At 47.3% G+C, this 23,710-nt stretch carries 16 protein-coding genes; 4 read left to right on the top strand and 12 right to left on the bottom strand.

What is annotated here, in order from left to right; all coding sequences use genetic code 11:
• The first annotated feature begins 166 nt into the window (after nucleotides 1-166).
• Together ACKU35_RS12635 and ACKU35_RS12630 are read left to right on the top strand one after the other, a co-directional pair.
• Entirely contained in the window at nucleotides 167-481 is a 315-nt protein-coding gene (locus tag ACKU35_RS12635) for a hypothetical protein (RefSeq protein WP_319759580.1), read from the top strand.
• Between the two features lie 134 nt (nucleotides 482-615).
• Nucleotides 616-1,578 (top strand): hypothetical protein, encoded by a 963-nt coding sequence (locus ACKU35_RS12630; RefSeq protein ID WP_319759579.1) that lies wholly within the window; start codon nucleotides 616-618, stop codon nucleotides 1,576-1,578.
• Here the strand turns inward: ACKU35_RS12630 and ACKU35_RS12625 are convergent.
• Nucleotides 1,573-2,205, bottom strand: coding sequence for a GIY-YIG nuclease family protein (locus ACKU35_RS12625; protein ID WP_319759578.1), 633 nt, complete (start codon nucleotides 2,203-2,205; stop codon nucleotides 1,573-1,575). The two genes, ACKU35_RS12630 and ACKU35_RS12625, sit on opposite strands and share 6 nt — an antisense overlap.
• A 108-nt stretch (nucleotides 2,206-2,313) precedes the next feature.
• Between ACKU35_RS12625 and ACKU35_RS12620 the strand changes: the two genes are divergently transcribed.
• Together ACKU35_RS12620 and ACKU35_RS12615 are read left to right on the top strand one after the other, a co-directional pair.
• Complete coding sequence (locus ACKU35_RS12620; protein WP_319759577.1) at nucleotides 2,314-2,811, top strand: thermonuclease family protein; 498 nt, start codon at nucleotides 2,314-2,316, stop codon at nucleotides 2,809-2,811.
• A gap of 12 nt (nucleotides 2,812-2,823) precedes the next feature.
• Nucleotides 2,824-3,756: a hypothetical protein gene (locus tag ACKU35_RS12615; protein ID WP_319759576.1), complete on the top strand. Its 933-nt coding sequence runs from the start codon at nucleotides 2,824-2,826 to the stop codon at nucleotides 3,754-3,756.
• Nucleotides 3,757-3,814: 58 nt separating this feature from the next.
• On the opposite strand, the gene ACKU35_RS12610 is transcribed toward ACKU35_RS12615, so the two are convergent.
• From ACKU35_RS12610 to ACKU35_RS12560, 11 genes are read right to left on the bottom strand one after another with little or no spacing between them, the layout of a single operon-like run.
• Nucleotides 3,815-15,322 (bottom strand): LPD38 domain-containing protein, encoded by an 11,508-nt coding sequence (locus ACKU35_RS12610; protein ID WP_319759575.1) that lies wholly within the window; start codon nucleotides 15,320-15,322, stop codon nucleotides 3,815-3,817.
• A gap of 2 nt (nucleotides 15,323-15,324) precedes the next feature.
• Entirely contained in the window at nucleotides 15,325-16,860 is a 1,536-nt protein-coding gene (locus ACKU35_RS12605; protein WP_319759574.1) for a hypothetical protein, read from the bottom strand.
• A gap of 9 nt (nucleotides 16,861-16,869) precedes the next feature.
• A complete protein-coding gene (locus tag ACKU35_RS12600) occupies nucleotides 16,870-17,325 on the bottom strand; it encodes a hypothetical protein (protein WP_319759573.1) in 456 nt (151 codons plus the stop codon).
• Between the two features lie 8 nt (nucleotides 17,326-17,333).
• On the bottom strand, nucleotides 17,334-17,975 hold the full coding sequence (locus ACKU35_RS12595; RefSeq protein WP_319759572.1) for a hypothetical protein: 642 nt from the start codon (nucleotides 17,973-17,975) through the stop codon (nucleotides 17,334-17,336).
• Nucleotides 17,959-18,498 carry a hypothetical protein gene (locus tag ACKU35_RS12590; protein ID WP_319759571.1) on the bottom strand — a complete coding sequence of 180 codons (540 nt, stop codon included), beginning with the start codon at nucleotides 18,496-18,498 and terminating at the stop codon, nucleotides 17,959-17,961. Before ACKU35_RS12590 ends, ACKU35_RS12595 begins: the two co-directional genes overlap by 17 nt.
• Nucleotides 18,495-18,686: a hypothetical protein gene (locus tag ACKU35_RS12585; RefSeq protein ID WP_319759570.1), complete on the bottom strand. Its 192-nt coding sequence runs from the start codon at nucleotides 18,684-18,686 to the stop codon at nucleotides 18,495-18,497. Before ACKU35_RS12585 ends, ACKU35_RS12590 begins: the two co-directional genes overlap by 4 nt.
• Nucleotides 18,664-20,388 carry a hypothetical protein gene (locus ACKU35_RS12580; protein ID WP_319759569.1) on the bottom strand — a complete coding sequence of 575 codons (1,725 nt, stop codon included), beginning with the start codon at nucleotides 20,386-20,388 and terminating at the stop codon, nucleotides 18,664-18,666. The genes ACKU35_RS12585 and ACKU35_RS12580 overlap by 23 nt, the downstream gene beginning before the upstream one ends.
• A 2-nt stretch (nucleotides 20,389-20,390) precedes the next feature.
• Nucleotides 20,391-20,606, bottom strand: a complete 216-nt coding sequence (locus ACKU35_RS12575) for a hypothetical protein (protein WP_319759568.1) — start codon at nucleotides 20,604-20,606, stop codon at nucleotides 20,391-20,393.
• Nucleotides 20,607-22,955 carry a hypothetical protein gene (locus ACKU35_RS12570; protein WP_319759567.1) on the bottom strand — a complete coding sequence of 783 codons (2,349 nt, stop codon included), beginning with the start codon at nucleotides 22,953-22,955 and terminating at the stop codon, nucleotides 20,607-20,609.
• A complete protein-coding gene (locus ACKU35_RS12565; RefSeq protein ID WP_319759566.1) occupies nucleotides 22,952-23,254 on the bottom strand; it encodes a hypothetical protein in 303 nt (100 codons plus the stop codon). Before ACKU35_RS12565 ends, ACKU35_RS12570 begins: the two co-directional genes overlap by 4 nt.
• Entirely contained in the window at nucleotides 23,255-23,710 is a 456-nt protein-coding gene (locus ACKU35_RS12560) for a hypothetical protein (RefSeq protein ID WP_319759565.1), read from the bottom strand.

Here is a 23,710-nt window from a genome sequence, read left to right as displayed (position 1 = left end):
TATTAAGTTCGTTTTATTCTAACTTACTACTAAAAACAAGAAGAAAACTAGATCAATGTCACACTTTTTAGGAGATGGCTTCTCCGAGCGCCTTCAACAAATCATTGATTTGGGCAAATGGAATAAAACTGAATTAGCCAAAATAGGCCATATTACAGGAAAAAGTATGTCTACATACTTTGCAGGGACAGCTTTTCCTAAGGCTACGACTCTTGCGAACTGGGGAGTCTTTGCTGATATAAGTTTAGATTGGCTCCTGCTCGGTCGGGGTGAAATGTTTTACTCGCAGATCAAAGCCCAAGAGGATGATCCAATTATCAGGCGCGTGCATGAGATAAGAAAGGTCCTTGAAGAATTAGGAGCGGACTCTGAAACTATACAGAAAGCCATCCTGAATATTACTGCAGGTGCACCAAGCACTGACGATGAAATGGGTGAGGGAAAGCGAGAGGCTCACCGGACCCAGAAGAGAGCGAGCTGACCGAAAAAGAATTTCCCGTCTGGTTCCGTGGTTTATACGGACCGGACGGGATTATTTTTTGATTGAATATTATCGAAAGGTGGATTGTAATACTAACTACACCCTAGAATAAATCCAAAACAGAAGAAATAATTATGGACGCATTTATACATTCAGCATGGTGGGGCCCGATAGGACTTCTCAGTACACTAATTTTTGGTTTTCTAAGCATCTACATAGTTATAAAAAATTGGTATCCGTGCCGTATCACGTATATGACAGCACAGATAATAGAACTTTTTGATGCTGTGGGAAATACTTTAGATGGACTTGAGGTTAATTACAAAGAAAACAATATAGATCAAAACTTAGTATTATTAACCGGAGCATTTCTCAACTCCGGAAAAAAAGACATTACCAAAGACATGATTGAATCTCCAATAGAGATCTCTTTACCTAATGACTATAAATGGCTAACAGCAAAAATAATAAAAAACAAGATTGAAGCAAATATATCCATAAAAGATGATAAAATTAAAATAAATACAGGGTTATTTAGAAAAGGAGAATGCGTAAGATTCAACGCACTAGTTCAAGTTCCTTCCGACAATAGCTCAAAAACATTATCTTCAAGACTTAAATCAGCTTTAAAATTTAACCATAGAATATCAAACACTCACAAAATCAAAACGGACACAATAAAAAACAAAGACGCACACACCAAAATGATGAAAAGAAGGTGCGTATTAATTGGATCATTACTTTTAATGACATGGGTAACAACAGGTATATCTTTATACCAAGGACTACCACAAACTATTTACTACCCATATCAAACTAATAACTCCACAGAAGATGTTTTTATAACAACAAAGCCAACCGGAAGTATGATTAAGATAACGTCCATTCAAAGCGACTTTGAAAAAGAAGTAGAATTCACAACGTTCCTAGAGAATCAAACAGGGACACCAACGCTAAATGAAAACTCAAAATCTAAAAAAAACTATTTCATCATCCTACTAGCAATACAAAATTTATTACCACTAATACTAATCTTCATGTTGCTCTATGAATTCTTAAGTAACAGAAAAAAATTAAAAATTATTGGCGAACTATAAATGAGGGGCAATTCCCACACACTCACAAGGCTCAGGAATATTATCTGAAAAGACCCTCTCCAACTCTTGCAAATCAATCTCAAAAAACTCCCTATGGGTATTCAGCCTGTAGGGAGCTAATTTTTTGTGAAGGAGTTGCTCTGTTTTGTAGGCTTCCATACACTTGAAATAAAATTCAACCTTAAACGGCATCGGAACCCCTGTCCCGGTTCCATTTCGGCCCTTATATAAATCAAATGCTCGTTGATGGGGACAACGTTTTGTATATCCAATTTTATACAATCCCGGCATAGCTGGATTTGAAAGGCAATATACACAACCATCATATTCAACTTGAACTTGTTCTTGAGAAACCTCCCCATGAATGACTCTCGAATCTAAACATTCTTCTGCATGTACTATCTTAGCTGGTGGGAAAAACTGACTTTCAAGCTTGTTAAAAATACGAATATGGATAAACCCGCCAAAGACAGCCCCAAGAATCATCCCGAAAGTTTGGCCCCCAACGGCTGATTTAAATATTTTAGCAAGAGCTGCTCCACACCATCCCCCAAGGCAAATTGATGCTGCAAAGCCAACAACTCCAAAGATCCAAGCAAAAGCTAATCTGCACAAATAACGCAACATGATGACCTTCTTATTTCAAAACTACTCACCCCCTATCCTTAACAGACCAACAAATACAAATAAACACCTACTGTTGTCGTGAGGTCTTTTTTATATTAAACAGACCTCATGAACAAAATCATAGTCATATTCACAATCCTGCTCTCCATACTCGCAAGCTCTGCCTACGCAGAACAATTCGAATACATACGCCCCAAAGACGGCGATTCTTTCACTGTGCGGCTCAGAGGCCTTGAAATAGATCTCAGATTAATCAGTGTTGATTGCCCTGAATATGATCAGGAATACGGACAGGACGCGAGAGCGTTCACTGACAGGTGGTTACGGCAGGGTCCCGCCGAAATAGAATATGACAATCGCACCCAGGACCGGTACGGTCGAGTGCTGGGTTATGTATGGCGTAAGGGCGAAATGCTCAATTTAGAATTGGCCCGGCGCGGGTACTGCGTTGCCGTACTCTACACAAGAACACAAAAACATTTCAAAGAGATCCGTGCAGCGGAGCAACTGGCTAAGAAAGAGAAGCTGGGAATTTGGGAGAACGGTGGATTAAGAATGTCACCGTCTACGTTTAGACAGAAGAAAAGAAGAAATAGGAATAAATAGGGACAGAGTGCTATGGAACTAAAGACTATAAAAATTATAAGCGAAATTTTTTTCTACGCATCTACCAGCTGTGTAGCAATTGCTACATTCCGTCAAGCCAAGAAAACAATATTCCTACCATACAAAGCTGAAATTTTAAAAAAACAAATAAAATATTACGAGGAAATTGCATCTTTTTTTAATGTTCGAGGTAGTCATGAAATAGAAGAACATTTCGACATGGCAAACATTTTAAAAATCAACGCTCATCGCATGCACTATGACTACGTGAAAAACAAATTTCCAAAAGCATCAATTTCCAGCACACAAAAAGCTCAAAATTTAAGAGCAAACATAGTTGGAATGCTGGTAAAAGAAGAAACAGCTCAAAACACTTTACTACAGCCATCACCGGGAGAAGAAGACAAACTTACCTCGAAAAAGAACAGAAAAACCACGTCAATTATGCTACCAGCAACAGTCATAGAATCCAAAAATGGCTTTGCACGACTAGAATATGACGACCAAATATGCAGTAATCCAGATTTACTTAAGCAGATCTGTCAACTTGAAGGAAATTTTAGCATACAAATGAAAACAAATTCACAGTTTACGGGCTGGGATGATTACGAACACTCCCGCATTGAATATACAAAAGCTTACAAAAAATCCTATGAAAGACTTGCCAAACTAGCAGCAACCCCTTTTCTGCCAAAAGAACTAAGAGGATTAATTTATGACTTCCTTGAACAAATGGACGAAAATCTTACTTGTATAGGATCTACAATTACTCAGGCGGCAAAAAAAATGCCTAAAAATTACCCAACAATTGAAAAAGTCAACCAATTTGACGACCTGTGGATTACTTCTATATATAATTCAAGCAGAAATGATTTAGATGAACTCTCAGCTCAAATACTTCGCTACATCAATAAACACCTCGTCATTGATGATATAATGAAATAGTTATCCCAAAAAAGCCGGAACCGCTCCGAGCAGTTCAGACCTCCTAAGAATGGGAGGATTACCCCATCACCTTCCGCACAACCGCATTCCGCTTCTCCAGCAACCCGTCAATCCGCTCCCGCTTCTGATCCGGGGTAAGCGTCCTAGATAAATGGATTTGACGAATCCCCGTCTCAATCTGCCCGATCGCACGGCGGAGCTGGTTGAGGCCTTGACGCTTTCCAAGCAGCTTGCGGTTCTCCTGATCCTGCAGCAGAACTTTTGCCTTGTCCTTGTATCCGGACTGGGCATAGGCCTTTACTGTGGAATACAATTCATCCGCTTCATGGACCATTTCATACAGCTCGGTAAGGTAACGGCTGTGACGTGCCGGTTTATCGCGGTAGAAGCTCTTAATTAGCGGCATGTCGTCAAGACGTCTTGACGGCATTTCCGGTGCATCCACCATTCTGCGGGTGATGATATCCGACATGGAAAGTACGTAAACTCCCAGCGTACCGAAGTATCCATTAACCAGATGCTCGATACGCTGGGGGCTGGTTCCGGTCTTTTCGCCCAGCAGCGCGGCTGTTTCGCTGGTGCGGTGATCGCGCTGCGCTTCCGGCCGGAGCCTCTTCAATCTCATGGGTACGATGGAACGCCCGGTGAAGAATGACTTGTCCGCCCACTGTTCGAGGACCGGAGTTATGATCTGCGGAGTACCTACATTAAAGGTCTGAGTCAGCATGAACTGGAGACGGTTGGCAAGCAGATCCCCGTCCTGGCCATCCACTGCGTATTCGGTCAGACGTTCCGGCAGAGTCCCGAATATAGCCCCGATTTCAAAGGGCTTGGGCATCCTGAAATGCTTATCATTAATAAAGAAATGGTAGTAGTTGTCCCGATCCCATTGCTCGAGTTCTTTGAACTCTTCACGATCTCGGTTGTTCATGTAGAGCAGCACCGAGGCCAGAGCGACAATTGCGCCCTTGGCAAGGAAGGCCTGCGGATTCTCATAAGCACCCCGGCCAAGACGGTGCAGACCGACCATACGCGCACCAAAGAACGGCACCGTCTCGCACAAAGCACGGACAACCGGCCAATCACCGCCCATAGAATAATCCATGATGTCCTTGGCCTCGTATGCAGCCTCAAGGTGAGTACCGCCCTTTTCCTTTACGCCTTCATACAGCCGCGCCCGGGTAGCGTTCTCAAATGAGCTGCCCAGATCCTGCCAGCGGTCCCAACCATATTTCATGAACTTGGCCATCTTCTTGGGAGTATCGAGAATCGAATCCTCATCGATGCCGTGCTTCTTGACCAGCTTCTCCACCACCAGCTTACCGGCTCCCGGATCATGGCCATAAGAATAGCCGCCATGGAAAGCCGCTCCTGCAGCCATCATTTTAACGGTATCTTTATCCTTACGTAGAGTCTTGATTGCGCCCTTGAATGATCCGACAACCGGCACGAAGTGACCGGTGCGGTCCACACCCCACGCATGCACGGTATCGCGCACGAGGTTCCGGAGCATGAAGTCAGGTGTGGAAGTAACGCCCGTAGTCAGCAAGCGCTTGAAGAAACGCGCGGCCTTCATGCCCATGTTGTTCCAGCTCTGGAGATTCACCGCGGTCAGCGATCGCAGAAGGAGCGGATCATCTACATGATAATAGACCGACTTGCCGTCCCGCAGAACATGAACCACATCCTTAGCGTCCGGCTTAACCATCTGAAAAACAGTCTGAAGCGAATCGCGCTGCGCGGCCGATAGCGGAGCAACACCATCTTTACCCAACACTTTCGTCAGAGCGCTACGCAGACTTCCGCCCTTCAGCTTAACACCCTGCCACTTAAAATCGGCAGGAACAGCCACACCGATTTTCTCGGCATTGGTCATGGCCTGCTCCATGGCATTATTCTTTACGCTGGCATCAATGAGATGCGAGAAGTTACGGATGATGTTCTCAAAAGGATCCCCCAGATTGGCAGTACCACCCTGCAGCCGCTTAATTCCGGAATACTGGCTGGCAATCGCTTTCTTACCCTTAGGAGCCTTCACATCTGCTGTTTCGTCATTAATGCGGTAGAAAGGAATGTATTCATCATGTTCCCAGACCAACCGACCGGATCCGGACACAACCCCGGCAGCCTCAGCAAAGTCCAGCACCTTGGTCTTGAACTGGATGTAGTTCTGGCGCACGTCCTCATATTTGGTTTCACGCCCCTGATTCAGCTTGCAGAGCTCGTCAATCTCTTCCTTGGTAAAAAGATTCTCGCGCCCTTCTTCCATGAGTTTACGGGCACGCAGGCCGACCAACCAGCCGGTAAAGCGGTCCAGCTCATGAGCAACCGGTTCAAAAACCTTGGCAAGGCCTTCCCCTTCAACATCCATTGCACCCTCACGCCAAACAGGATGGCCATGCTCAATGACGGCCGCAATCTGATCTGCATGAGAGGTGGACATTCTGGCGGCCACATATGCGGACTCCTGAAAATCTTCAATGCCGGCATCCTTATCCAGCCGCTTCAGGGAAGCAAAACGGTCGAACATACCCTGATTCAATTCAGTACGCATGAACTCCCGTATTTTGCTGATCCTTTCAGCGATCGGAGTTTTTATTTCACCCTTGGGACCGATCTTGGATTTCGCCGACTTCAGATCCGGATTGGATATGGAATAGGAAGGAGCTGCTTCACCTGCTCGAGGAGCCGCTGCGCTCTCGCCCTGAACGGTCCAGAATACAGCATCGGAAACAAGCCGGCTGATTTCCGCCCGGGTAAGCGAACCGGGCAGCTTGACGCGGATCCGGGTCAACCAGTTCAGGAAGGCATCAACAACCTTGCGCCAGATAGTTTTTTCCTTCGAGCTCAGGACCTCATCAAGCCGAACCTTCTCAGCAAGCTTGGCAAGATATTCGTGGGCAGCGGTGTTCCGGTCTGCCTGGTCGGAAAGATCCAGACCATAATCCTCAACCACTTCCTTGTAGTCGGCTTCACGTTTAGCAGCACGATGGACCTTACCCAGCAAAGCAACATAATCTTTGTCACCCATCAAACCGCGCAGGCCGTGGTGCGCTCCCTGCTCATGCATCCAAAGTTCCACAGCACGCCTGCGCGAAGCAATATTCTCGGCAACCATCCAGACCTTTCCAGTCTTGGGATCATTGCAGGCCTCACAATAACCGCCGCCCTGTGCCTTGAAAGCCTTACGTATATGTTCCGGAAGATCCTCGAACACGGAAACGACTTCCAGCGGCAGCGCGTTCTCTGCCTTGGCCTGTAAGCCCTGCACAGCACCGCGCACACTCCGTGTAGAAGTATGGTTACGAGGATTGGATGTTTTGGAGAAATGAATACCGTCATCACGCTTTGACGTTTTGACGTCATGACGGCTTGACGGTTCAGCGTTTTGCTGTCTGGCGTACTTGGATAACGCCTCAACAAGTGCTTCACGAACCTTTTTCACATCACGAAAATAAGGGCTTTCAGCCTCACCCTTTTTAAAGACCCCAAGAACCCGATCAAGAATGTTTTTGATTTTCTCAGATACGCGCTGAAAAAGCGTAGGCTCTTCCTTTGCAAGAGCTCTCCAGAACTCAGGGTCCATGAATTGCTCACCAGAAAAATCTGCAAGCAATTCTTCATAGGACTGATCCGGCCTCATTCCCTTCTCGCCGGCAGCTTTGACACGGGCATCTATATCTTCATGATACTCAGCCCATGAGTTGCCTTTGCGCTGAAGCTGCGCAGCAAGAAAAAACTTGCGATATAAAGGAGAAGCGTCTTGCCTTAAATTATGAAGGATCTCGTGTCCGAGAATAAGAAGGTGGGGAGTGTTTGCATCAGGCCTGAAGAAAATCGTATCGCTCCACCGGGGGGCATAACCATCCCCGTGTAGAATTTTTTCATCAGACGCAACGTAGGTAATATCTTTACCAAAAACAGCGACTATTCTTGAGAGCTGTTCGGGTAGGCCTGCAGGAATTCTTTTTGAAGCCTTTGCCCCTGCTCTTTGCCTATCAGCACTTCCGGATTGAATTTCTTCTGCTTCACGAGACAGGCTTTGACCACTTGCTTTCTCTCCATTGCGGCCTTGTCCTCTCTCGCTCGCTCTTCTTCCTCCCAACCCAGATGCACTATCATTGGTCGATCCCCTGGCTTCCAATCCGGCCCCAGACACACCTTCGCGCCCGGCGGAATCAACGATTGGGTCGACTTCATAGATACTTCCTTCCGGGAAGTTTTTTCTGAGCTGGATTTCAAGTCCTTTCTGGAGAAGGTCGGCTCTTTCTGTTCTTCGTGGTTTTTCATAAGTACTCCGATCAACTGGTTCGATATTTGTACCACCAAGCGAGGCCGGAAGTCTATCCAGTTGTTCGGCAATACGCTTTGCCTCTTCCTTATGGGAATCAACCTTAAACCCCACACCTTCAGCAATAAGAGAGTCGATTCCCTTACTCAACTTTTCCGAATCAACAATTGCTCTCATGCGGTTTCCGATGGAATAAAACTCAGCTTCAAGAGCTTTCAGCAAACCTTTGTTAAGATAGTATCTACCCCCTACTCCTCTTGCTTTAGGAGTGAACAACTCGTAATTAGTACCAGACTTTTTAATCTGCAACGTACTGTCAAAACTACGGACAATCCCTTTACTGCCAACTTCATCAAGGTAAGCGAGAATACTTTTTGAACTTCCCAAAGAAACAGGCTTGTTTCTATCAAACTCTTCAACTTTAAAATCATCCGGCAAAAGTATGCCTGGCTGATTACGCCCGTCCCGGTCAGTAAAAGTTATGATCTTGCCCTTGTTATTGAGGGCAGCGTAAGCACCGAGAATATTCCCAACAGCAATATGCCGTTTTTCTCTTGTATCACTCTGCCCCTTATCAAAATTAGTAAGAAATGATTTCAAAGGGAAATCCAGCAACGACATTCTCATTTTGTCTGTTGCCGTCTCATGCGACCCTGTGGCCAGCCTGGAAAGAGATCCGGAATAAAGCCTTGAAGCATCGGTCAAAGCGACCCGGATCTTCCACCGGCTAAGTGCCGCCGGGTTATCGGACTTACCCTTACGCTCAACAGAAAGAACAACTCCGGTGTGAGAACTATCCTGACCATTTAACGCAACAATTGTACCCGGCTTGAAGGAAACTAACATAGAGATCAGCTTATTGTAGCTGGATTGAGCGCGATCCAGAGCCCTTTCAAGAATATCTTCATTTTTAATTTTCTCTTCGGTCTGACGGATATAAGCATCATACTCGTCCTTCAAAAGATTCAATTGTTCCATGAAATTTTTTTGAACTTTTCTAACAAGAACAGAAACATCAGGATCTATCTCTAAGCCTGCGGCAGAGGCTATCTGCTCTTTTACTTCATCACTTGAATAGGGCTTGCCTAACTTCTTCACATCCATATAAACAAGCTTGGACTCACCCTCAAATGGGGAAGCGCCGGGCCTGCCAGGCGTCAGTTCTTTGCTATTAATCTCAACAGCATCCAGATCAAGATGAGACGCTTTCATGCTTGACACGCCACTACGCTCAAGATTTTCCATATACTCAATATATTCAGATTCAAATACGCGGTAGAACTCTTCCTGCTCCTTCACTGGCAGCGCAGGAATACGGCCTGTAACTTTCCTAGCACCACCAATTATGTCTTTAATCCCAAAACTCTTTAAGGGCTCACCCAGCTTACGGTGAAGCTCAAGATTTTCAGAAAGCAACTCTGCGACAATTTTATCTCCATGTTCATTCATAAAATCCAAGGTTTCATTGGAAGAAACAGCAGAATCACTATCAGCAGTTGTGCTGGCATTAAGAGACGCCATTTTCTTTTGGAGGACTGCGGCTGGACGTTTTTCCGCAGGAATATCTGCATTCAGCAGAGTGAATCCCGGCAGCTCAACCTGCCCGGTTCTATGAATACGCCCAAGGGTCTGCATGAAGGTATCGATATTTTTCTCAGCCTGAGCAATCAACATCCGGCGCGGGCGCTGATCCTGGAACTTCTCACTTGCATGCAAAGAAAGCCCGGTAGAACCCGCGCAATTAATTATTACGGCATCAATGGACCCACCGTTAAAACCATCGATAACTGTGCGTGGAGCCGGCTTTTTCCTTTTATAATAAGTAGGAGCATTTTTATCGCTATAGTCAATGGAATGCTCCCGGCCTGTGATCTCATCAACGACATAGCCTGCATTCACTAATTCCTGCCGAATATAATCAATCGGACTCATGGGAAGGCCGGACAAATCTATCTTACGAATATTTTTCTTAATGGAATTAAAATGACGGACTGCAATAGACCCCAGCTCGGAGTCACTAAGCCTATGCTTTTGCTTCTTTCCAAAAGGATCGCCAATCACAATCTCTCGTGACCTTTCCAAATACCGCTCCAATAAATCACCAAAATGAATATCGATAATTTGACCAGGAGCAATGTCATGATCTTTAGTGTAGCTCTCAACCATAGAGCCCATAGTGTTTGCTAAAGCAATAACCGGTTTCTCACCACGTTCAAGATGCTTTTTAGCCAATTCCACGGTAGAATCCACTTTGAGACACAACAACATCTGGTCAATCACGTTATGCATCAAACTAGTGAAGTTAGTACTACCCGCACCGGCTTCGCCAACAGAACCATCAGGAAGGATATTTTCGCCGGCAGAACTAAGTTCCTTATCAATCGCAGTAAGAGCTTCGGCCTTAAGTTCATCAAAAACAATAATGTCCTGCATAACCCTGCCGACAGCATCGGCTAGTTCTTTTGAAGCGGGAACCGTTTTAGTATCAAACGCAACACCTTCAAATGAACGCTCCCGGCGCACATACTGACCGGATTCTGTCAACATAGTGGCCACAACCTGCTGCATAGGCACACCGCCACCAGAAATAGCTTCGCCAAGCTGGGAAACATCATCAACGGCCTTGACCATGTCCGTCTTAAAATACAGATCCATTACGTCCGGACGCTTGGCAAAAGTCGCGCTGGAATAGAAGGCACCGTAAGGGCTGTCTTGAAGAATTTCCCGGATAAACTTGGAACGAGGCACCTTGCCCTTTGCAGCAGCCGCAGAACTGCCGCCAGCATTATGGCTTTCATCCAGAATAAACATAGCACGAGGGGCTATGTCCCGGAGAAATTGCTGACGATGATTTTTCTTTTTACCTAAAGACTGAAGCTGATTATAAGTAGTAAAAACAACATCATATTTGTCAGTACGTTCAGCGGCAATATCCAGCATCATTTTTTGTTTTTTAGCTGGAGAATGCTTCTCGGTTAAGCCTCCGTCACCTTTTTTAAATACACTGTCCTTCTTCTCTGTGTTGGTAATGAAAATACCTTCTTGAGATTCGCCAATATCATCCATATCGCGGATCATATCCCCATAAAGGTTTGGCTTTTCGGTAAGAAAGACAGGAATAGCTCCTTTACGTCTTGCGTAACGGATAATAGCAGCATTGACGCGCCCTTTACCGATACCAGTCTGGTCGCCTATGATGAAACCTTTACGTTCTTTCAGATTGGAAATGGCAAGCCCGACAGCATCAACCTGTTCAGCAGCCAAGACTTTGCCCAGTTCCTGAACACTGTAGCCCAACTCAGCAGCCACGAAGCCATCTACATTGCCATATTTTGAATCAAGAATGGATAGCGCATTTTCGGTTGCATGCGCCATATTACGAGGAGTGAGGACCTCCATAGAAGTCCCTGTGGAAGAAGGGCTATACCCGACCTGAAAATCAGTCTCTACCGCTCCACTCCGTATCCTGCTACGGTCCTGGCCCACTCCTCCGCGCTTAGATCTGCCTCGCGTGGATCCGGATCGTCTTGAGCTCTCCGCACTCCCTTCAACGGAAACTCGTCCTGACTTGGAATCAGAGCGAAATTCTCTTCCATCTGTAACTTCAGGGTTTCGTTCCGTTCTACCAGTATTAAGCCCAGAATGTTCCGATTCTTCTCGCTCAGCTCGGACACCGTATCCCCGAACCTTTCGAGTAGAATTCTTTCCACTTCCTGTGCTGTCTCCACCGGATTCTCTTCGCGCTCCAGCATCAACTGAACCCTCAGAGACAGAAGAGTCCAATAATAATCCTTCTCGTCCACTTCCGTCTTTCCTTCCGGAATCCAAACCCGTGTTATCATCTGCGCTGCCGGATTGTCCTTCAGGTCCTTGGGAACGGCGTAGAACTTCCCTATTTTCGGTATGTACGGATTGGTCTGTGAGTTCATCAAACTTAGTCTCCAACTCCTCAAAAGATTCATAAACGTGGGGCAATTCAGATGCCGGTTGCGGACGGGAGGATTTTCCACGACCATCAATCACGATAAGATCTATCGGATATGCGGCCCCTTGTCTGCTGTACATTTTACCATCAAGGGTAAAATGGTCAACGACATTATATTCATTGAACAGTGTGGCGTAAAAAGCCCGTTGCATTTGAGCACGATATTTTTTCTGTCTGGTTTCAGCATTGCCCTTTTTGCCACCGATGATCAAAACAGCCTTTCCATCATCTTTCATAGCCTGCAACGCGTTCAACGCAATAGCATGATCCAATTCTTTAGTTCGGTATTGATTATTTATCTTCCAGATCTTCGGTTTGCCATTCTCACGCAGCCTACCGAAAGGAGGATTCATTACAACCGCATCAAACTTACCTTCTGGCAAGAAAATCGAAGCATCCTCACTGTGAACACTTTCAAAACGGTGGAACTTTCTAAGGTTTTCAACCCTACTTTCCGTGAGCTCGTTTACGACAACGTTGCTTTCATCAGCACCGAGGAGAAGCATCCCGTTCCCGGCAGTCGGCTCATAGACCGAGCGACTCTCGCTAATCTCTGCAAGTTCAGAAGCCAGATAAGCAATTGGAGCAGGAGTACTGTATGCATTAGTTTCAATAGACGCACTGGAACGCACACCCAGAACCGGCTGCCGCTCATAAAGGTCCACCAGTTTCTTAAAAATATATAGACTCGAATGCCCCTGCTTACGCATTTCCAGAACGAGCTTCTTGGCAGCAAGAACAGTCGCAACCTCAAACATTTCGTCAAACTCTTTTGCAGATTCAGACCCCGGAGTAATTGTATGGTCTACATCATTTTTCTCCAAATCCTGCTCAACAAATTTACGGGCCTCAGTAATAGATTTAAACTTCCGGCCAGTAGATAGTTCACTTACAACTGAATCAACTATCGCATTTTTTATAAGTTCTAATTCTGACTGAGAATCTCTTTCATTCTGCTTTTGCAAAATGTCATCAATCCAACCTTCAAGCTTTTGCCACTTCTTTTTGTCCGCAGTCATGCGTGGATTAAAATCAGGAGATACTTTTCTGGTATAAGAATCCCTTGTGGCTACATCCTGAATTTGATTGACCTTATTCAACACACGGCTATGCCATTCTTCGTAGTTCTCTCCATCTTGACGGCTTGACGGCATAGCATTTTGATTCTTTGACGTTTCAGAACCAGAAACCAAGACTTTACCGCCAACAACAGAAAGATACGCCTCGCGCTTCTCACTGATTCCACCGGGCAAAGATTCAATAAATCCAATCTTACTTTTCTTGCCCTGACGCACACCAAGAACTTTGCCGACTTCTTTAAGCTGCTCATCAGGTAAATTAAATAAAGCCCCTTCAGGGTCACGGTTAAATGCCTTCTCATGCCCAAGCTCACGAATAGCCACATCAAATAAATCTTCTTGCGGCTCATTCTGACGGCTTGACGTCATGACGCCATGGTGCTGTGACGGTTCAACTGCACTATCCTGAAGAAGATTAGTGTTTACGCTTTCCAGTCCGCCCGCGATTCCATATGAAGGGAATTCAATCACAGGCTGCTTAGACGGCTCAACCTCCGGCACACGTATGAGCGGATCACTCCCTTTGCCTTCACTTTCCAATTCCCCAACAGCTTTCAACCAGGCTTGTTCGAGATTCTGTTCCCACTCTCTATTAAAACGCCCAGCTTCAGCGGCAGTCTGATCATAATCAGGATGCGCAACAACTTCCGGTGTAGCTATACCGAACAGACCAGAGGCCTCGCGAAACTTACCTTCCCGGTACTGCGCACTATTCTCGGCAGACACATCCTGCTGTCCAGAAACGATCTGCGGTTTTTCCTGCAGCAGAATATCTACTGGTTCAAAAGAAGCCGGAACTTGAGGTTCTGGAGAAATGGACAACGACTCTGCACCATCAAACTCAGCAGGCCTCCAACCCTCGCGCATAGCCATTTCGCGATTGATCCTCTCTTCCAGTTCAGGTTCAGGCTTGTAGTGGTAGCGTTCCTGAATATCAGCTTTCAGGTCAGACATTCCTGACGGCGATTCAAATTGTGAATCAATAACCTGTTGCATCCCGAAACCAGTCGGTTCAGGGCCAAAATCTTTTTCCTGCTGAGAGTAAAACTCGCTCATCCGCTGCAAGGGTGACCTTGTATCAGGTGTAGTCCGTTCTCCTGTATCCTGACGGTTTGACGTCATGCTGTCTTGACGCTCTGACGCCTCGGCGTCACCTTCCAGCAGATCCACGGTTGCGCCGGCTTTGATCTGCTCAATCTGCTCGATAAAATTTTGATTGGATGTATCCTTCTCTCCGGACAACCCTGCAGGACCGGACATAACCGAACCACCTACCCCCGTGAGGGCTGCTGGACCAATTACATTTACACCTTCTCTTGCTGCCTGCTTGGCTCGCTTCCAGACACCGGGCTTCATTTCACCCGTTTCAATGTAATGAGCCAGATCCTTAGATATAGATTCAGCAGGTTCTTCAGCCCATTCACTGAGGCCTTCTACAAGGCCCGAACCAAGATGTTTAGCCGTTTTAGATGCAATCCCCTGCCCGGCTTTAGAAAACATCTTACCAAAAGAAATCGCATTCAATCCGGAGCTGGCCAGAGCCATAAACTCCCCGGCACGAGCCGCTTCCGTTTCAGTACCACCAGCATCAAGGACTTCCCGGTATGTGCTGGAACCTTCCAGCGCACCTCCCCCCAAACCAGCGCCAAGTGCCTGCCCGATACGCGCTGCGCGTTCAAGGACCTTGGGAGTAAGCTGCAAAGCTTTACCGCCTACCTGTACAAACTTGCCTACAGCTGCACCGGGAAGTATAGCCGCTCCAAGAGAAGGAGCCATGTTGCCGACCTGATAGGTCCACCAATCACCGCGAGTCAGCAATTCAGGGTTGTCCATAACGCTACCCTGCAATTCCTTGGCTGGAGCATGGGATTCCCGCAACGGCTTGTAGTAATCCGCAATAGCTTCCCCTGCAACGGCCACGGAATCACTATCCAACCGATTACCCAGCCACTGCATCCCGGCACCGAACGACTCACCAAGTCCGGCGGATCCGGCAGCAAGGCCGTGATACATACCTTCTGCGGAATCAATAGCAGAATCAACCAGAGGCATACCGAAGCCCTGCTGCACCGGCACAGCTGTGTCAGTCTGTGTTTGTCCTACAGACGAAAAAACCGGGCTCCCCTGATCAGGAGAACCCGGTGCATTCTGTGTATTCTGTTCATAGTCCAGTTCCCTGACGGCCTGATCAAACAAGGCATTCATATCCATAATTACCCCCCATACCCGCTTTCGTTTACTCCGGGTCTGGTCGGCGCTGTCCGGATATCATTTCGTTTATTCAAAATCCGCTTGGCTCCATCAGGGCCATACTGCTTAATGAGAGTTTTAATCTCATCTACTTGTTTGCGTTGTTCTGGATCTTCACCAGGGATATGAGCTGAACCTCTCTGCAGGATCTGCTGATAAATACCGACTGCCTGCCCTGCGGCCTGCAACCTAGTCTTATCCGCCTCATTCTCAGGCTTCCATTGGCCGGAACGAAAACTCTGAACTAGATTCGCAGCATCATTGAAAGCATTATTCCCTTCATTGGTGAGCTCATAAGTGTCAGGATCCAATAATGTTTTACCTTTCTGGTGGAACGGCTTCAGCGCATCACCAAGGGACTTACGCATCTGAGCCAGCTTTTCAGCAGCCTGCTTATCCGGAAGTCCTGCTGTTTCAGCTTGAATCTGATCTGTCTCAGCCTGAGTTTTAATAGTGGAAGCACGAGTCTTGTCAGTATCCGCATAAACCTTTCCGGTCTGTGCCTTAGTATGAGCGATATCTGCCTTGCCCTTTGCAAGTCCCTGCTTTTTCTCACGCAGATCCATGCTGGTACGCACGTAACCGGGAAGACGCTCCAAAGAATCAACCATCATTGTCCGCCCGTTATCTTCATCCAGCACCATGAAATGGGTTCCCTGTGAATAGTCTAAGCTGTTCTGTGGAACGGCCTGAATCATGTGTCCATCCTTATTAACTAGGGAGATCCACTTGGAAGGATCCTTCAACTTTTCAGCGTTACCCCGGCGGGTAGCTTCCATGTAACGGTCAGCAGCTCCGGCAAAGACAGGATTGTAGGTTTTGCCGCCCTGTATGGTCTTTTCGCCAGCCAGAAACTGCTTGATGACATTACCGGTCTGCTCAATAGTCAGCCTGCGCCCGGTAGGAGTCCAATCTCCTTCTTTGTCTGACCGGAACTCGATTCCATAAGTTTTTGAACGGGGATCAAAATCTGTAAGACGGTACGGCATAGGGGCCAGCTCAGAGGCCCGCTTCATATCAATAACGGCGGCGTCAAAATTACCTTGAGCCATCTCATTCAAGGCACTTCCTCCGACCTTGCGAAAATTCTTATAATCCTGATCTATTTTATACATCCGGCGTTGTTTCAGAGCTTCTTTACCGGCTTCAAATTTGGTGGCCAATTCCGCTGCATGACCAAAAGCTTTTACGCCGGCTAAAGTGGAAGGCACCTTAACAGCATCAAAATCCCAATTGTTTTTCTGAAGATCTCCCAGCAACCTTTCGGTTTCCTGCCGTACAGCTCTATCAAACTGGTACTGATCTGCATCAGCGCGGTTTCTGACCATTGAATACGCTTTATGCTGATTTCGAGAGCTGATCCCCTTGGGCATCCCTTTACCGGCCGCGATGCTTTTGTAAGCACGATCTGTCTCCCGCTTATCGGTGTAATCGTTAAGCATTCCGGTAAAAGAATTCATTGTCCCAACAAGATCTGATGCGTACCTATCTCCAAACATAATACCCTCCTAACCGAACAAATATGAAGCAAGGCCTACGGCAGCTCCGACTCCCAAACCGATAGGACCGGCCATTGATCCGGCTGCAGCCTCAGCTCCGACCATTCCAGCTCCGGCGGATCCGGCTTCGGCCATGGTTCCGGTAAGAGCAGCTTCTGCTGCTCCAGTCGTTATCCCTGCCGTTGCTGATCCAGCTGCTGCACCGGTAGTCGCGCCAGCAGTAGCACCGGCAACACCTTCAGTTGCGGCTGTGCCGATTATTCCGGCTTCAGTCATGGCATCCACTGCCCCCATTCCCATCATTCCACCGGAAAAGCCGGACATAACCGCGCCCCCTGCCGTCTTCTCCGGTTTCGGCTGACCGGGAGTTTTCCTGCTCATCATAGCCGCGGTATTAGAAGCTCCCTGCATTCCTGCCATTGCTCGATCACCGGGATTATCAACCTGAAACATTCCAAAACCCATATTTCCTCCTAGCCCATACCGAACGAAGCGGCACTCTTAAGGCGCTTGAAGTTTTCATCATCAGCATTACGTCTGGCCTTAGTTCTGGCGCCGGCTACACTTTGCGCTTCAGAAAGAGCCAAATCTTTTTGCATGGCAGCAAATCTTCCTGAGTTCTGATTCAATCCTGAACGGGAAAAATTACGCTGCGCCTTTGTCGCAGCCATTCCATAACCATGCCTCACATCTGCTTCAGCCTGCGAAACGCGGCTATCAACATCTATTCCTTTACTGGCCTGATCCATTAATTCCTGACGAACTCCCAACTGTTTTTTGCTGGTCTCAGTCTGAAGAGGAAGCAGCTCGCGGTTGGAGGCTATCTGCTCTTTTGCAAGGGCAGTCTGGTCCGGTATCAATTCACGATTGGCCGCAATCTGCTCCCGTTCCATGGGTTGATAGTCCGACTTCCAAAAGTCAAAATATTCGTCAGCCATGTCCTGCTGAGCTTCGTAAATTGTGGCCATCCGAGCGTTGTATTCTTCGTCAACATTATCCCCCCCGCCGCCACCGCCACCTTTACACTCGGCAACAGGCCCACGATATTCAAAGTATTCTTCCTGCTCGACATTACCGGTCGCAAAGTCGAGCACAACTTTAGTGTAAATTTTCATACAGACTCTCCCTGGTTACACTGACAACCATGACAGGTTCGCTCGTTCCCTCACGGGCGATCCATGCACCATTCGGAATTTCACCCACAAAGTGCGCTCCTGATTTAAGGACATAATTAATCGCCCCCTTGTTTCTGACCGGGATATAGCCCAACAAAAGATCATAGCAGAACTCACCGGACCGGGTGGTCATGTGCAGAATTGAATTAAGCGCAAATCTTCCCAGCTTACGGATTTCCTTACGCAGGCAGTCCTCAAAAATAATAAAATGAAAACGGGCAAAACGTCCTTCGTGCCTGGTCAGCCAGACTACAGCAAGAGCTACGTCATCTTTAGCCACAACCCAGCAGATCGATTTCTTAAGCGCAGTGACAAAATCATCGGCAGTTCTTACCGTTCCTTCATAAAAAACAGTTTCCGCATGACCTTCATCGACACACCGCTCATAAAGATCCTTCATGTAATTATCAGAAAAAGTCCGAACTCCGTTTCGCTCTACGTAGGGAATCATTTCAAAACTCATCGTTTATCCGCCTGCTTTCTGGCCTTCTCTTCAGAGACAAGACCAAGTTCAACCAGATCTTTGAATGTAGGACACTTGTGCATGGGATTCGGCAGGCCATACAACCTGCTCTTAAGAACCGTGCGCAACTGGCGCAAAAAATGAAGCACATTGCCTTCACGCACCTCAGGAAGCATTGGCATCTTCATAAAGATCCCCCATAGCCGGAGCCAGAGCCAGCTTTGAAACAGGAATGTCCGAGACAACCCCGATTTGAAAACGGGTGGCCAAATCGCCATCAGGAAGTATGAACGGTTCCGAGGAACGAACACGGCAGCTGTAGAACTCCTTTCCGTTTGCCCTGAGTTGAAAATGTACTTCGCCCTTACGCTGCACCTGATAGAAACTCCGGTTATCGCCGCCCAGACAAACCGCTCCAGGCATGTCCGCTCCCATGCAAAAAAGTTCACGTTCCACTTTAAGAATTGAATCGTCAGGAGCTTGATCGTAATCAGCTACAACCATGGCAGCCTCCATATTCAAAGGCTCCTTGGTTCGCATTTCACCGGACATCCACTCACTCCTGAGAGTAAAATCCGAAGCATCCCAGCGGCAGATTACAGATTCATTTCCAAACGGATAAGCCGCATGCAGAACTCGTCCCTCAGGTTCCACGGCCAAAGCAGTGCAATGAAAACCGAGTCGAGAAAGAACCTTTGAAGACGGATCAAAAACAAACCCTGCTCCCGGCTCATGAAAACAAATGTATTGCCCGGCATGCCAGACAGCATTGAATGATTCGGGACGCAGATCACGCCAGTCCTTTTCTGTGAAAATACCGGCGGTAATATTCAAAGGCGCTGATCCGGGTGACACCAGATACAGCCCATCCAGACTGGGGAAAATCACACCCAGAGGCGAGGCTACAACACCTGAAGCAGAAGCACAGGGAAGATAACCGTCCAATCTGGACGGGACAGCAATAGAGGGGTCATCAACAGTAATTGTGTGAACATTAGCCCCGGTCAGAACGACCAAAGTGTTCCCGGTCGACTCCATAGCCATAATCTTATGGGGAACAGACATGGAATAATCGTCCGGCCAGGCATGAGGGAATCCCGGTTCAGAAACATAGATTTCATTACCCTTAAATCCGGCAAACATATTCCCCGGCAGCGCGGTCAGACCGGAAAGACCTTCAGGCGCCGGCACCCAATACCGGGAGGGCAAAATCTCTCCAGTATCAGAATCATCGACCGTGTCAGTAAAAGTATTTTCGGAAGCTTCAAGCTCTGCTACGAATTGGAATTCTGCGGACTCTGTTCCTGCAACCGTGCGGTAGATCCTGATCAACTTTACAGGCCGGAAGCCTTCTGATTCAACATTTAGAGACGAAACCTCAACGGACTGTCCCGCCTGCACATCAATTACCTCAGAAGCAGGTGAAGGAGGCCCCTCTTCACCCAGATCTGAAACAAGAGTGTAAACATACACCCTTGAAACAACATCACTGTCTTCGTCACCTGTTCCGGATACAACTACTTGCGGAGCTGCAAGAGGCGCAGGTATGCCCAAAGCATAACGATTTTCAAGGCGGTTCCTGTCCACCCCATCAGCAGAACAAAAAGTGAACGCTCCTTTGTCGTTAGTTCCATAAACACGCTCTTTATGATCGCCGGCTATGGGCCCGGTGCGCAGCGTAACGCGCTTTTCCCATGACAACCATTGATTCCGGTAACGATAAATGGTTCCGGTCCGGCCCTGAACAGCAGCCACCTTAAGCAGACCACCCAAAGGACGCAGCTCACCGGAATCAAGCAGGCAATTTACAGCAGAAACAGCCTGCCCGACCTCCAGTAGGTGCGCAGCCAAAGCCGGCTTCATTCCGGAAAAGACATTAACCTCAAACATGACTATTCAGCAGGCCCAAGGATATATTCAGCGGCTTCACGGCCCCACTGCACTGTCAAATAGGCCCGCTTGAATTCATCAACAGTGGCAGCGCCACGTAATGCAGCCATGGATTCATCGCTGATCTTATTGAGCTCAAACTCCTCAGGTGGACGAACAACGACTTCTTCCCAAATAGCAGCTCCGCCGGGTTGATCATCAACTTTGCGTTTCTTCATTTAAGCACCCTCCTCGGTGTATATTTTGGCTGCTTTTACGCGCAGGGATGAATCACCTGAAAAACTCAGGGAAAGACGTTTAATATTAGGATCGGTAAAGGGAACCTTGGCACAGGTATATTTCAGGGCATTGCCTGAAAGAACGCAGGAATCTATGGTTAGTGGTGCTGTACAACGGTTTGGGATTGATGCAGATGTAGGGATGGAAGCAAGCTCTGTTTCTGGCGTTACAGTGGTTGTGGTTATATCACCAATTTCATCGTATAGTACGTTTATTTCATCCATCGTAAGAGTACGATTAAATAAACGAAATTGGTCAAAATAATAACCTATGTTGTTGTACGTGCCAACTCTAACTAATTTATGTGTACCTGTGGGTCTGGCTTGTCTGAAAACTTCAACTTTATCAGCATAAACAACAACGTCATTCTCCTCTACATTATAAACGAGGTGGTGAAGTTGTCCATCCTGTAACGCCCAAAGCCATTCCTGTCCTTCAGTCTGTCCATTCCATGTTTGCACCCAACCACCGGGAGTGGTTGTGTATCCTTGAACGCCTACGCCAACGATTGCCTCGTCAGAGAGTCTTTCAAAATATGTGTGTTGTTTCATTGCAGCACTTCTCGATCCATCATACCACGCAGATAGACACCCCCCTGTGTCAAAATCAATGACAGGTCCATCCATCCTATTATCAGAATCGCGTTTAACAATCGCTCCGTTACCAAACTTGCCGCTGTCATAGGTGGTATTGTCTGCTGGAATTTCTGGCGATAACTCGTCAATTGACTTGAGCGTGTTATCGAAAGTGTAGGTGGCAACGCAAGACTCGTCACCAAAAGGTTGCGCCATGCCTGAGGTATCACCCTCGGCAGTAGACTCTGTTGCGGAACTAATAATTTCGTCCTGCCCATTGATAGTGAGGTTGTTGTGCAACCCGCCTTCAATACAAATTTCATAGGAGTGCGCGCCTTCTATATCAAAAGAGGCGGTTCCGGGGGTTCCTGCGATGGCCAAAACCTTCCGCGCCCCCAGATATTCCCCTGCGGCGCCTGCGCCTATTTCTGCTGTGGCATCATTACGCAAAACAGCAATAGACGGTACCTCCGAAAGCGCACTGGACAACGTTGCAATATAAATCGTTGTTGAATCCAGCAGTTCAGTCGTCACAGATGCAACAGTAGTTGTGCCAGTATCAGCGACAATAGCATCACCTACTTTCATTTCTCTCGTGGACCGAACCACCGCCTCAGTTGTATCGGTAGATAAAGGTAACTCTCCTCCAGTAATCTCAAACTCAGCAGTACCGCCAGTAATAGCTTTACCCGTAGGATTATCCAGCCCGGCAGTCGTTGCAGGCAGTTGCGCACCATCTGCATTTACATCCGCACCGGGATAGCCGGCTTCGGTATCAGCAAAAGAAAGCGTTACCCCGGCCTTGATAGCCACGTAACGTACAGCGAGATTAATGGCATTAGACGGATCAGAAAGAAGCAGAGAGAGCTGAGCTGCACGACAGGTGACGGGCCCGATAGTTTTCGGAGATTCAAACTCCGTAATCACCGGCATACGCATCTGGAAGGTCTGCCCGGAAAGGGAAAAATCTGTAATCCCGTCAGGTAGATTGAAATTGAACTCAGTCGAGTCCGGATAAGTTTTGCCGGCTTCAGGATGCTTGATGGTCCCGGAAACCAGCGTGCCCCCATCAACCTCAAGGGCTTCCATTTCCAGAATGGGAATCGGGGTCATGTACCCAAGCAACTCCTCATTGGAGAGGCTTCGCTTAGCAAGTGCGTCTGGATCCAGCCCGGCCTCTACATGAGTGAGGTCTGCGGGAACAGTCATTTCAACGACTTTGACAGTGGTAACTCCGTCCGCAAATACAGCAGACTCAACAAAGCCGACTGATTTATTGGGATAGGTCTTAACCGCCCTGTTCTCTGTGAAGAATGAGGAGAAGTCCCCGGTAATACTGAAACTGTCAGCACTTTCATATTGCGGCAGTATTAAATCACCGGCTACATTCTTAGGACGTATCCAGCATTCAGCGGCCATTTCTTCCCATGTTTTGGCTGTCATGCGTATATGAATGCGGCTTTCCACCGGAAAAGCCAATGGCGCTGTACCCTCTTCACCACGGGAAACGGTCAGTACATTGTTTTCACGGGCGGTGACGTTAATAAATTCCACCGCTTCAGTTGCCGGATTAACCAACGCACAACGAAAATTATCCCCAGCCAGCAGATTAGGAAACTTCTCGGCATGATCCGCCGGAATGACAATCCGGGTAGCGGAAGCGTCAATTGCGGAAGTGATAAAGCTTTCCGCCAGATTCTTAAGAACAATCATGAATTCTCTCCCTTGAAAGTGATGACCGGGCCTATTCCCTGCCGCTTAATCAGCGCGGAACAAGACATACTGCTCGTGGAAGCCACATTTCCTACTTTGATCAAAGTGTGAACGGTCTGAATCGATACGGATGAACAGCTTTCACATTCTCCATAATCCTGAAGATCAAGATTTCCGCTAAGCTCTGCATCCGAACAACTTTTAGCCTCAGCTTCTGCTTCAGCCTCAAAATGGCAGTACCCGCTGCCTAAAGAAAATTCGGCAACTGAACAGCGACCGATGCATGCGGACCGGATCACCTAACCGTCCTCAATTGCCAGAGTTTCAAGACGGACATGGAAGGTATCCCCCATGTAAACCATCCGGGCCAGCTCAAGAGGTCCAAAATAAAGAACATTACCGGCAGTCTGTGCGTCCATAACCGCCCAATGAGTGACAAGTCCGACATCGGAAGTGAACTGAGGAAAACGTATTTCATCAGTGTTCAGCACACGCCCGTTCACCGGTTCCGCTCCAAAGTTGGCCTGCTGACGCAGATAGTTGGAATCCGCAGGGAGCTCATTTGCCAGATCCCCGATACGTAATGCAGCCATTACAGCACCGTTCTTCTGGGCCCGAAGCTCAACTGAATCTGTTTCAATGATCCCGGCACGAAACAGTGCCAGCCAAACCTTTTCAGGCGGCTGGTAGGAAACATTTTTAAGTACGTGGGAAGCCACTTTATTTTTGAGATATTGAGATTTGCAGGTATCCAT

Source organism: Maridesulfovibrio sp., from assembly GCF_963676065.1.
In the GTDB taxonomy this organism is placed as follows: domain Bacteria; phylum Desulfobacterota; class Desulfovibrionia; order Desulfovibrionales; family Desulfovibrionaceae; genus Maridesulfovibrio.
The sequence above is the reverse complement of the archived record's forward strand: the minus strand, read 5'-3'. Positions and strand labels throughout refer to the sequence as shown.

Bases quoted from the DNA above. Each gene is read 5' to 3' on its own strand.
- ACKU35_RS12580 (WP_319759569.1), bottom strand. From the start codon at position 20,388: ATGTTTGAGGTTAATGTCTTTTCCGGAATGAAGCCGGCTTTGGCTGCG.
- ACKU35_RS12620 (WP_319759577.1), top strand. From the start codon at position 2,314: ATGAACAAAATCATAGTCATATTCACAATCCTGCTCTCCATACTCGCA.
- ACKU35_RS12560 (WP_319759565.1), bottom strand. From the start codon at position 23,710: ATGGATACCTGCAAATCTCAATATCTCAAAAATAAAGTGGCTTCCCAC.
- ACKU35_RS12600 (WP_319759573.1), bottom strand. From the start codon at position 17,325: ATGGGTTTTGGAATGTTTCAGGTTGATAATCCCGGTGATCGAGCAATG.
- ACKU35_RS12615 (WP_319759576.1), top strand. From the start codon at position 2,824: ATGGAACTAAAGACTATAAAAATTATAAGCGAAATTTTTTTCTACGCA.
- ACKU35_RS12625 (WP_319759578.1), bottom strand. From the start codon at position 2,205: ATGTTGCGTTATTTGTGCAGATTAGCTTTTGCTTGGATCTTTGGAGTT.
- ACKU35_RS12585 (WP_319759570.1), bottom strand. From the start codon at position 18,686: ATGAAGATGCCAATGCTTCCTGAGGTGCGTGAAGGCAATGTGCTTCAT.
- ACKU35_RS12610 (WP_319759575.1), bottom strand. From the start codon at position 15,322: ATGGATATGAATGCCTTGTTTGATCAGGCCGTCAGGGAACTGGACTAT.
- ACKU35_RS12605 (WP_319759574.1), bottom strand. From the start codon at position 16,860: ATGTTTGGAGATAGGTACGCATCAGATCTTGTTGGGACAATGAATTCT.
- ACKU35_RS12575 (WP_319759568.1), bottom strand. From the start codon at position 20,606: ATGAAGAAACGCAAAGTTGATGATCAACCCGGCGGAGCTGCTATTTGG.
- ACKU35_RS12570 (WP_319759567.1), bottom strand. From the start codon at position 22,955: ATGATTGTTCTTAAGAATCTGGCGGAAAGCTTTATCACTTCCGCAATT.
- ACKU35_RS12590 (WP_319759571.1), bottom strand. From the start codon at position 18,498: ATGAGTTTTGAAATGATTCCCTACGTAGAGCGAAACGGAGTTCGGACT.
- ACKU35_RS12630 (WP_319759579.1), top strand. From the start codon at position 616: ATGGACGCATTTATACATTCAGCATGGTGGGGCCCGATAGGACTTCTC.
- ACKU35_RS12635 (WP_319759580.1), top strand. From the start codon at position 167: ATGTCTACATACTTTGCAGGGACAGCTTTTCCTAAGGCTACGACTCTT.
- ACKU35_RS12595 (WP_319759572.1), bottom strand. From the start codon at position 17,975: ATGAAAATTTACACTAAAGTTGTGCTCGACTTTGCGACCGGTAATGTC.